Below are 9,376 nucleotides of genomic sequence, written 5' to 3'. Positions count from 1 at the left end.
ATTTTCTACGCTGACATCTTGTAAACTCTGATCTGGACTTTTTAATATTTCTAATAATCTACTTGCAAGGTTTGAGTGTTTATTGATTACTGCAACCTGGACTAATGACTTGCCTTGATCATCACGAGCATTTGTTACAGCTACGCGCTCATCGGGTTTTATTGCTCTCAGCTTACTGATAATTTCAACATTACCATTTTTTGCATTTTCAAATAGCTCTTCTACTAATTTCAATAGGTTAGTAATATTCTGGTCTCGAGAAAGATCAAGTGGTGCTTTACCTTCTTTATTCTTGATGTTATAAATTGCACCATGTTTTAATAAAGATTTTACAACTTCCAAGGAGCCACCTTTAGCTGCAACATGAAGTGATGTAGTACCACTAGAAGTAGTTTTAGCATTAACAAAGTCATTTAATTTATCACGACTGATATGTTGTAACAGAACCTCAACAATTTCTTTGTAACATTTGGAAGTAGCAGTGTGTAATGGTGTATTACCTTTATTAGTAACTTGACTAACATTAGCTCCATTTGTTAGTAAGATGTTTACAATATCTATGTGTCCATTGCTAACAGCGTAATGCAACGGTGTTCTTCCATCAATATCTTTATCGTTGGCATCAGCTCCATCTTTTAACAGACGCTGAACAGTTCGTATATCACCTTTACTAGCAGCAATGTTGATATCTTTCTGCAGATGCTGGAGAACCTCTGATGCTTCGCTACCCTCAAGCTTAAATCTAAAATTAATCATCTCTATCTTTTTTAAAATATCTAAAACACTCGGATGACTTGGTCCAAAAACAGCTTTTCTTTGATCAAAACTTTCTCTGTAGACTTTAAGTGCGCTGATCCATTTCCCTTGAGCAAAAAGTACATTTGCTATGTTGTATTGAGTATTCAAGGTTTCTGGGTGATTTTGTTGTAAAGCTTTTTTCTGGATATTTAAAACCTCTTGAAAAGCTTTCAAGGCTTCATGATATTTATTTTGATTGAAGAGTACCCCAGCAATGTTATGTAACGTTCTCAAGGTATCAGCATGATTAATACCTAAAATTATTTTCTTCTTTTCAAAAACCTCTTTATAGATTTTTAAGGACTCTTCGTATTTACCTTGGTTAGCTAGTACCATTGCTATATTATTTTTGGCACTCACAGTGGCTAGATCATGTGTACCTAGTGTTTCTTTCCTCTTTTCAAAAACTGCCCTATTGATATTTAACGCTTCTTCATATTTTCCCTGTTTATCTAATACCAATGCCATGTGAAACTGAGTATTTAAGGTATCTGAATGATTTGACCCTAGTATTTCCTTTTGTCTCTGATAGACTTCTTGATAAATATTAAAAGCTTCTTCATCTTTCCCCTGTCTATGCAGCACTAAAGCGATTGTACTTCTTGTACTTAAAGTATCCTTATCGTTTAAATCCAGCATTTCTTTTTGTTTCTGAAAAATCTCTTTAAGCATATTTAAAGCTTCTTGGTAAATTCCTTGCTTATATAGCACTTTGGCTATATATGTCTGAATATCTAAAGTACCAGGATTGTCTGGTCCTAGTATTTCTTTTCTTCTTTCAAATGCGCTTCTGAAAATACTTAAGGCTTTTTGGTAATTGCCTTGATTCAAGAGCACTAAAGCTGTATCAATCTGAGCGGATACGTCACTTTGCGATATCTGCTTCAACTGCTCGACTTTTGAAAAGTTACTATGTACTGCAGCAACTACTAACGTTTTGTTCTCTCTATTACGAGCACTCATCACTGCTTTTACTGTATCAATATCCTTTATCTTATTTAGGTCATTAATAACTTGAGCATTACCATCTTTAACCTTTTTAAATGATTCACTGACTAGTTTAAATAAGCTAGTTATACTTTTATCCACAGTAAAATCTGATGGTGTTTTCCCACTGTCAGAGACAGCATTGTATACTGCACCATTAGATAATAGGGCCTTTACAACTTTTAAGTGAGAGAACTTAGCAGCATAATGTAGAGGAGTAAACCCCTTGTTACCAACCACATTAGGATTAGCTTTATTTTGTAATAGAATATTGACAACTCCATCATAGCCCTTCCATGCAGCATAATATAATGGTGTTACACTATCAGCATTTTTGGCATTAACAAACGCTCCTGCTTTAATGTAATTCTCAACCTCTGAAGAGCTATTACGTTTTACAGCCTCAAATAATTTCTCAGTTGATGCTAATAGATTGATAACGTCTTTATCGTTAGTCATTTCTAATGGTCTTCTACAAAGCTTGTCAACAGCGTTATAAACTGCACCATTTTTTAATAAAACTTCAATAACGTCTTTATAACCAAAATTAGCAGCAATATGCATAGGGGTTAAGCCATTAATATCTTTAGCATTAACGTCAGCACCTTGTGCTATCAAATACTTTACAACTTCTAACCGACCTTTCATTGCAGCATAGTGTAGTAATGTCTGGTTAGCTGTACCAAGCTCATTAATACTCAACCCCTTGCTAAGGAAAAACTCTACAGTATCTTTATAACCTTCTCTAGCTGCAATGTGTATAGGCTTTGATCCAGAGGCATTTTTAGCATTAATATTAGACCCTTCATCTACTAGACATTTTACCATTTCCAAGTTACTTTCCTGTGAAGCAATGTGCAGTATAGTCCAATCATCATTGCCTTTAGCATTCATATCTACTTTTTTATACTGCAGTAACATTTTAACCACTTGCAAATGACCATGTGCAACTGCTAATTCTAAAGGTGTTCTGCTCTTATTGTCCTTAACATTAACTTTTGCTCCATTACTTAATAGGACTTCAATAACATTAACATGGCCGTGTCCTGCAGCTATATGTAGTGGAGCACCTTCAACATTTACAAAGTTAACGTTAGCCTTGTTTGCTATCAAAATTTCAGCAACTTCTTCATGGCCTTCTTGTGCCGCAAGATATAATGGTGTTGTACTATTAATAGTCATAGCATCAACATTGGCTCCCCTTGCTATCAGAGCATTTACTATTTCCTTGTGGCCTCTTTTAGCAGCCAAATGTAATAGTGTAGCATCTTCAGGACCTTTCATATTAGTACGGGCCTTGTTTTTTAGCAAAATCTCTACAATATCCCTATAACCAGCGAGCACTGCTAATGATAAAGGTTCACCACCTTCTGCATTAACACTAGCTCCATTTTCTACAAGAACTTCAACGATTTCCTTATGATTATGCTTAATAGCAGAAAGCAATGGTGTTAGGTTGTTACTCTTAACATTAACATTGGCTCTATTTGCTACCAAAATTCCAACGATTTCTTTATAACCTTCCTCCACAGCTACATGTAATGGTGTACTACCTGCAATACCTTCCATATTAACTTTGGCTTCATTTTTTATTAAAAGGTTCACAATATCTTTGTGACCCCCTACAATAGCTGCATGTAAAGGTGTAAGACCATAATTAGCACTAGTATTGACTTCAGCTTTACTTTTGATTAGAAAAGCAATAGCGTCTTTATGTCCACTTAGAGCAGCTACATGCAATGGCGTCATGCCATCATTAGTTCTAGCATCAACTTCAGCTTTATTTTTTATTAGAAGATCAATAATATCTTTGCTACCATTCATCGCAGCTGCATGTAATGGTGTACTACCCTTAATATCTTGAGCTCTAACTTCAGCTTTATTTCTTATTAGGAGTTCAATAATATCTTTGTGACCTTTCAGAGCAGCTACATGTAATGGTGTTAGATTATTATTGGCTTTATCATTGATTTCTACTCCATTTTTTATTAAAAGCTCAGCAACTGCCTTATGACCACTCTCTGCTGCATAGTGTAATGGCGTAGCATTATTTTTATCTTTAGCGCGAATGTTAACCCCATGCTCGAGAAGAGCAACAACTATCTTCAAGTGGCCACTCTGCACTGCAAAATGTAGTGGGGTTATACCTTCCACAGTGGCAATACTAGCATTTGCCTTATTTGTCAGTAAAGCCTTAACAATTTTCTCATGTCCATCTTTTGCTGCGTAGTGCAAAGGTGTGTTATTATAGGTTTTGTCAACAACATTAACATTAGCTCCATGCTTCAATAAAATATTAGCTATCTTTTCATGACCGTTTTCTATTGCATAGTGTAATGGTGTACAACCATCTATAACTCTGGAGTTAACATCGGCTCCTTTGAGAATTAAAGCATTCACTACTTCTAGGTGGCCATTTAGTGCTGCTGTATGTAATGGTATTCCCTCCTTATCGTTTCTTGCATTAACATTTGCCTCATTTTTCAGTAAAAAATTAACTAGCCCTAGATAACCACTTTCTGCAGCTATATGTAGTGAAGTAAAGCCACCCATAGTTTCGTTGATGTCAACATTCGCTTCTTTTTCCAGCATAATCTTAGCAACATCAATATGATTGTTTTTTATTGCATAGTGTAAAGGTGAAAAACCAGCTATATCTTTGGTATTAGTATTAGCATTATTTTTTAGTAGAATTTCAACAGCATCTTTGTGACCATTTTTAGCTGCAATATGTAGTGATGTTTTGCCACTATTATCTAGATCATCAACATATACACCTGTTTTTCCTATAAAAAATTCCACAATATTTTTCCTTCCATATGCAGCAGCAATATGTAGTGGGCTTTGACCATTAATATCTTTAACATTAACGTCTAAATTTTGATTAAGAACAAATTTTATAATTTCAAGACTAGGTCCCTTAGCAGCAAAATGTAATGTAGTCCATGAGTTAATACTTCTAGCATTGATGTCTGCTCCTTTTTTGAGATAACTCTTTAAGTCTTCAAGATTTCCTTCTTCCAACGCAGCAAACATTTTTTCCTGATTAGTAATAGTGATAAGGTTTTGATCGTATTTATCTTTCAGCTTGGAAGGATCATCTCTTACCGACTTGCCAATTTTCTTCTTACTTTTTATTACATTTTCTGAAATAAGTTTTTTAGCGTTCAAGATAACTGCTATTGAGGGATCAGATAACAATACATCAACTAAGGTATTATCGTGTGCTAAATGATTACGCAAACATTTTCCAGTTAATAAAGGAGTGTTATCATCTAAAAAAAGTAGATTGTTTTCTAGATGCTTCTCTGATCTACCTAAAATTGACATTATATCCAGAACAAGCATTTCTACTACTGCTTGCAACTTTTTATTCCTCTTGTAGGAAGGAAGCTTTTCAGTTAACTTGCCACTTAATGCGTTATTCCTCAAAATACTTTTCAGTTCAGATAACTTCAGTTCAAGCTGGTTATTGTATTTTTCTTCTGTTATGTTGTAAGCCTTCCTTTGTTTATGTATAGGAATAAACGAATCTTTCTCATTCAACTTGTTTCTTAATTCCTCAATCCATTTAAGGTCACCTGTTCCAAGTTCAGCAATGTAAAAAATCTCACAAGTTAATCTATTTACTTTATCAAGGTTGTCATCCTGTATTCTTGACCTAACACTATGAGAAATTTTCATTGATAGTTCGGCTATTTCTTTAAGATTGTGAGACTCTATTTGGGAAGGAATATTCTCTAGTGTTTTATTAGCAAAGAATTTTATTCCTCTAATAACATTATGGTCAATCTTATTGTCATTCAAACCAACATCTAAGCTCTTTAATGATATAAACGCCGTAACATAATCAGTTCTGATATTTTTTGATTTAGTTTTTGCAAAATTGATTATGTTATCAATTTTATTAAACAGCTCCTTTTCATAATTCGTCTTTTCAGTTATATTATTGCTTAATTCTTTTATGAGTTTTTCAAGCTTATCATGTTCCATCACTTTAAAACTCTCTGTAATCATTTCATCTAATTCAACGTTACTAAATATTCCAGCAACTTCTTTTATCTCGTCTAAGTTTTCACTACTGGTAATTTTCTTTAGCAATATTATGACTATTTTAATCTTGTTATTGTAAAGAATATCAGTAATTACATTATCGATTCTTTTAGTATCATTTTGAACACCAATAAAAAAGTTAACATCTGTATTTTCCTCAATCTCTGTTCTTTTAGAGAGCGAGTAAGCATGTGATAGTGAGTTACGTAAATCTATAATGACTTCTCTTGTGTTCTTTGGTAATGATAGTAGAAGAAGCTCGCTTGTAGTGCTAGATAACTTGGGAGATTCTAGAGTGTTTTTTAAATATTCACCAATAACCTGTAAAACCCTTGTAATAATTAACTGTCCTTCCCTTTCTTTAGGATTAGCTGATAATGCCAACTTTATATAATCACTTATTTTCTCTAAAGAATGAATATCCCTAATTTGTTGATAATCGCTATACAACTCTCCAAATTGAGGATAATTGCTAACGATCTCTGCAACAACCCTCTCACGTTTTAACTTCGGGAGATCAGCAAATTTACCAATGTCCACACCTTCTATAATATCTTTTTCTTCTTTAAGTTTCTTTGCAAAATTTTCCAAGTGGTCTAGTATTTTACTTTTATTCAATGTGGCATTATAGAATAGATTCATTTCCTGTCGTTTTATGTGAGAAGAAACAAAACTGATCAAACAAAATTCCATTTCTTCCCAAGGTAGTCTATCGTAGGTTGATTTCAACTGCCGCTTTAATATATGAATATTTTGTGCAATAAATTTTGCTATGAATAAAAACTTTTCATCTACTTTTTCTGTGTTTGAATACTCTGCCTTTAACAGGCTAATATTTTGAAGTACTAACTCAATCCGCTCTCTTATGTTATTAAGATAACTCTTCACATTCTGATCTTGTCCAGAAGCACTAGAGAAAAAACGGAGGTTTATCAACTTATTTTCAACAAAAATTTCTATCTCTTCTGACAAGAATACGTTCTTTAGTTTTAATTCCTCATAAGCTCGTGAAAGAATTTCATCTAATTCCCTGAAATGAACAGCAAAATAATTACCTGGCCATTTATTAATGAGTGTATCAAGAAGTTCAACATTACCTGAACGTATAGCATAATAAAACGCATTATGGCATGTTTCATCCTCATCATCTGGTAATATAGTAGTTTCTCTGATGCCAACAGATAAATTACTGAGAATTTTACTATTATTGCCAAGTAGGTATTCTAAAATCTTTACCTTATTGTGTTTACAAGCTAAGATAACTAAGTTAGTACTCTTAACAGGATTGTTAGCATTATCATAATAGTCTCTCAAAGTTACTTGATCTTCTGCATCACTTATGTAATCAATAAAATTGCTTAATTTTTTTAAGCTGTCGACATTACCATCTGATATTGCCTCTTCGAGTTCAGTTAAAACCAGGAGATAAAGTTCTTCAGCTTTTGCTTTTCTGCGGTAGAGCTTTTTATATTCTCTAATAAACTCCTCTTTTGATGTGTAAGAACGTGATAAAAACTGTTTATCTTCTTGATAAAAACTGGTTTGTTGTTTAGGTACATGCATAAACCCTCTCTGAGATATATTTACACCAGTATTAGAATAGCAAAGTTTACTTAATATGGCAAAAATTAAAATAGCATCTTTTGTTAATAAAATATTTTTGAGAGAATATCTACTAATCCTGCAATTTCAGGACGAAAAGCCTTCACAACATTTGATTTTGGGTGTGGGAAATGTGTTGGTTGTTTAAATTTTTAGTAACACCTACTAATAATAACCCGTTTGAAAACAACAAAGAGAAATGATGATCAACTTACATAAAAAAGCACTAAGTTTAGTGTTTTGGCATTATAGCAATCTCTTATGTATCACCTCTCTGGAACCATACGACTAATTGTTGTTCATAAAAAACTCTAGTACTGACAAAAAATGTATTTATTCTAATCTTGCACGTTTGGTATCATTACTTATAGAAGTTTCATAAAGTCTTGTACCAGGCTCTACGAGATTATTTAAGGAACTTAAAGATTGAAAAGTACGTTTATTGGAATCATCAAACGCTACTATAAAGTTTAACAAGTTATCATTAGATAGATATTCAGTTATATTATATGTAGAATCATGATCCAGAATAATTTTCTTTTCTTTGGCATCTTGATCTGCCACATCTAATTTAGTATAAAATTGTATCTTACTTAACTTATTTAACAAATCTGCTCTTTCTAAAAAAGGTTTTACCTTATCTAATATGATATCATTATATATAGGATAGCGTATGGAATAATCAATTTTTGCTAGTCTTACAGATAATTGATTATTATATAGTACATGTATGTTGAAGTTATTTGTAACAAATTCATATAGTGGAAGGCTATCTTTTATTTCATCTGTTTTCATTTGAAGAATTTCACAAACACAGTCATCTAGATAACTTGATAATTTACTGTAATTACTGCATCCTTTATAAGGAGATAAGTCAATAATTTTTCCGTAATCCTTATTGAAGTTCCTTACTAAAGTAAATTTAATCAACAATTTAGCGCATGCTAGATCACTTACAGCGTTATCTAAAGATGTGGAACAATTATCATAAAGCCGTCGTTCACGATTTCTTATATTAATATCAGCTCCATATTCTAATAGTTCTTTAACTACTTCCAGATTTTTACCACTTTTTTTTACAGCATGGTTCAGTGCAGTATTGCCTTTACGGTTTGTTGCATTTACATCAGCACCATGTTTCAGAAGTTCTCTAACTAATTCTAATTCCTTCCCCAGTGTTATAGCAGAATGTAGTGGAGTTTCACTATACATGTTTCTTGAATTGACTTCGGCACCACCTAACAAAAGCTCTTTAGTAATTTCTACACTACTAGTAGTATGAAGTAACGTATCTCTATTCCTTTCTACTCTAAGGTTAGCATTAGCACCTGCAGACAAAAGAGCTTTAACTTTTTCTAAGTTTCGTTCATAGACTGCTTTTTCTAATTCTTTGTTAATATTATTATTTAGCATATTTTTAAAATCCTCCTAAATTTCACTATTTTGTAACAAAATTTTTGTATATTTTCTAGATCTTGGCACCCTCATTAGAGTTTCATTTAAGAGAGCTATAACTTTAAACTCTTTACTCTATTTTCTACGCTGACATCTTGTAAACTCTGATCTGGACTTTTTAATATTTCTAATAATCTACTTGCAAGGTTTGAGTGTTTATTGATTACTGCAACCTGGACTAATGACTTGCCTTGATCATCACGAGCATTTGTTACAGCTACGCGCTCATCGGGTTTTATTGCTCTCAGCTTACTGATAATTTCAACATTACCATTTTTTGCATTTTCAAATAGCTCTTCTACTAATTTCAATAGGTTAGTAATATTCTGGTCTCGAGAAAGATCAAGTGGTGCTTTACCTTCTTTATTCTTGATGTTATAAATTGCACCATGTTTTAATAAAGATTTTACAACTTCCAAGGAGCCACCTTTAGCTGCAACATGAAGTGATGTAGTACCACTAGAAGTAGTTTTAGCATTAA

At 32.9% G+C, this 9,376-nt stretch carries 3 protein-coding genes; all 3 read right to left on the bottom strand.

Annotated elements, in window-relative coordinates; all coding sequences use genetic code 11:
• A partial coding sequence (locus tag OZD64_RS02970) for an ankyrin repeat domain-containing protein (RefSeq protein ID WP_274999269.1) occupies positions 1–7,401 on the bottom strand: 7,401 nt, incomplete at its 3' end.
• A gap of 372 nt (positions 7,402–7,773) precedes the next feature.
• Positions 7,774–8,853 carry an ankyrin repeat domain-containing protein gene (locus OZD64_RS02965; protein WP_174516910.1) on the bottom strand — a complete coding sequence of 360 codons (1,080 nt, stop codon included), beginning with the start codon at positions 8,851–8,853 and terminating at the stop codon, positions 7,774–7,776.
• 95 nt (positions 8,854–8,948) lie between these two features.
• Positions 8,949–9,376 (bottom strand): ankyrin repeat domain-containing protein (locus OZD64_RS02960; RefSeq protein ID WP_274999268.1); only part of this gene is annotated, 428 nt, incomplete at its 5' end.

It is taken from the genome of Wolbachia endosymbiont of Drosophila tristis (genome assembly GCF_028981745.1).
Lineage (GTDB): Bacteria > Pseudomonadota > Alphaproteobacteria > Rickettsiales > Anaplasmataceae > Wolbachia > Wolbachia pipientis.
Note: the sequence above shows the minus strand (reverse complement) of the source record. Positions and strands in the feature narration are given on the sequence as shown.

Excerpts from the sequence above, each read along its gene's own strand:
- OZD64_RS02965 (WP_174516910.1), bottom strand. The coding sequence starts at position 8,853 with ATGCTAAATAATAATATTAACAAAGAATTAGAAAAAGCAGTCTATGAA.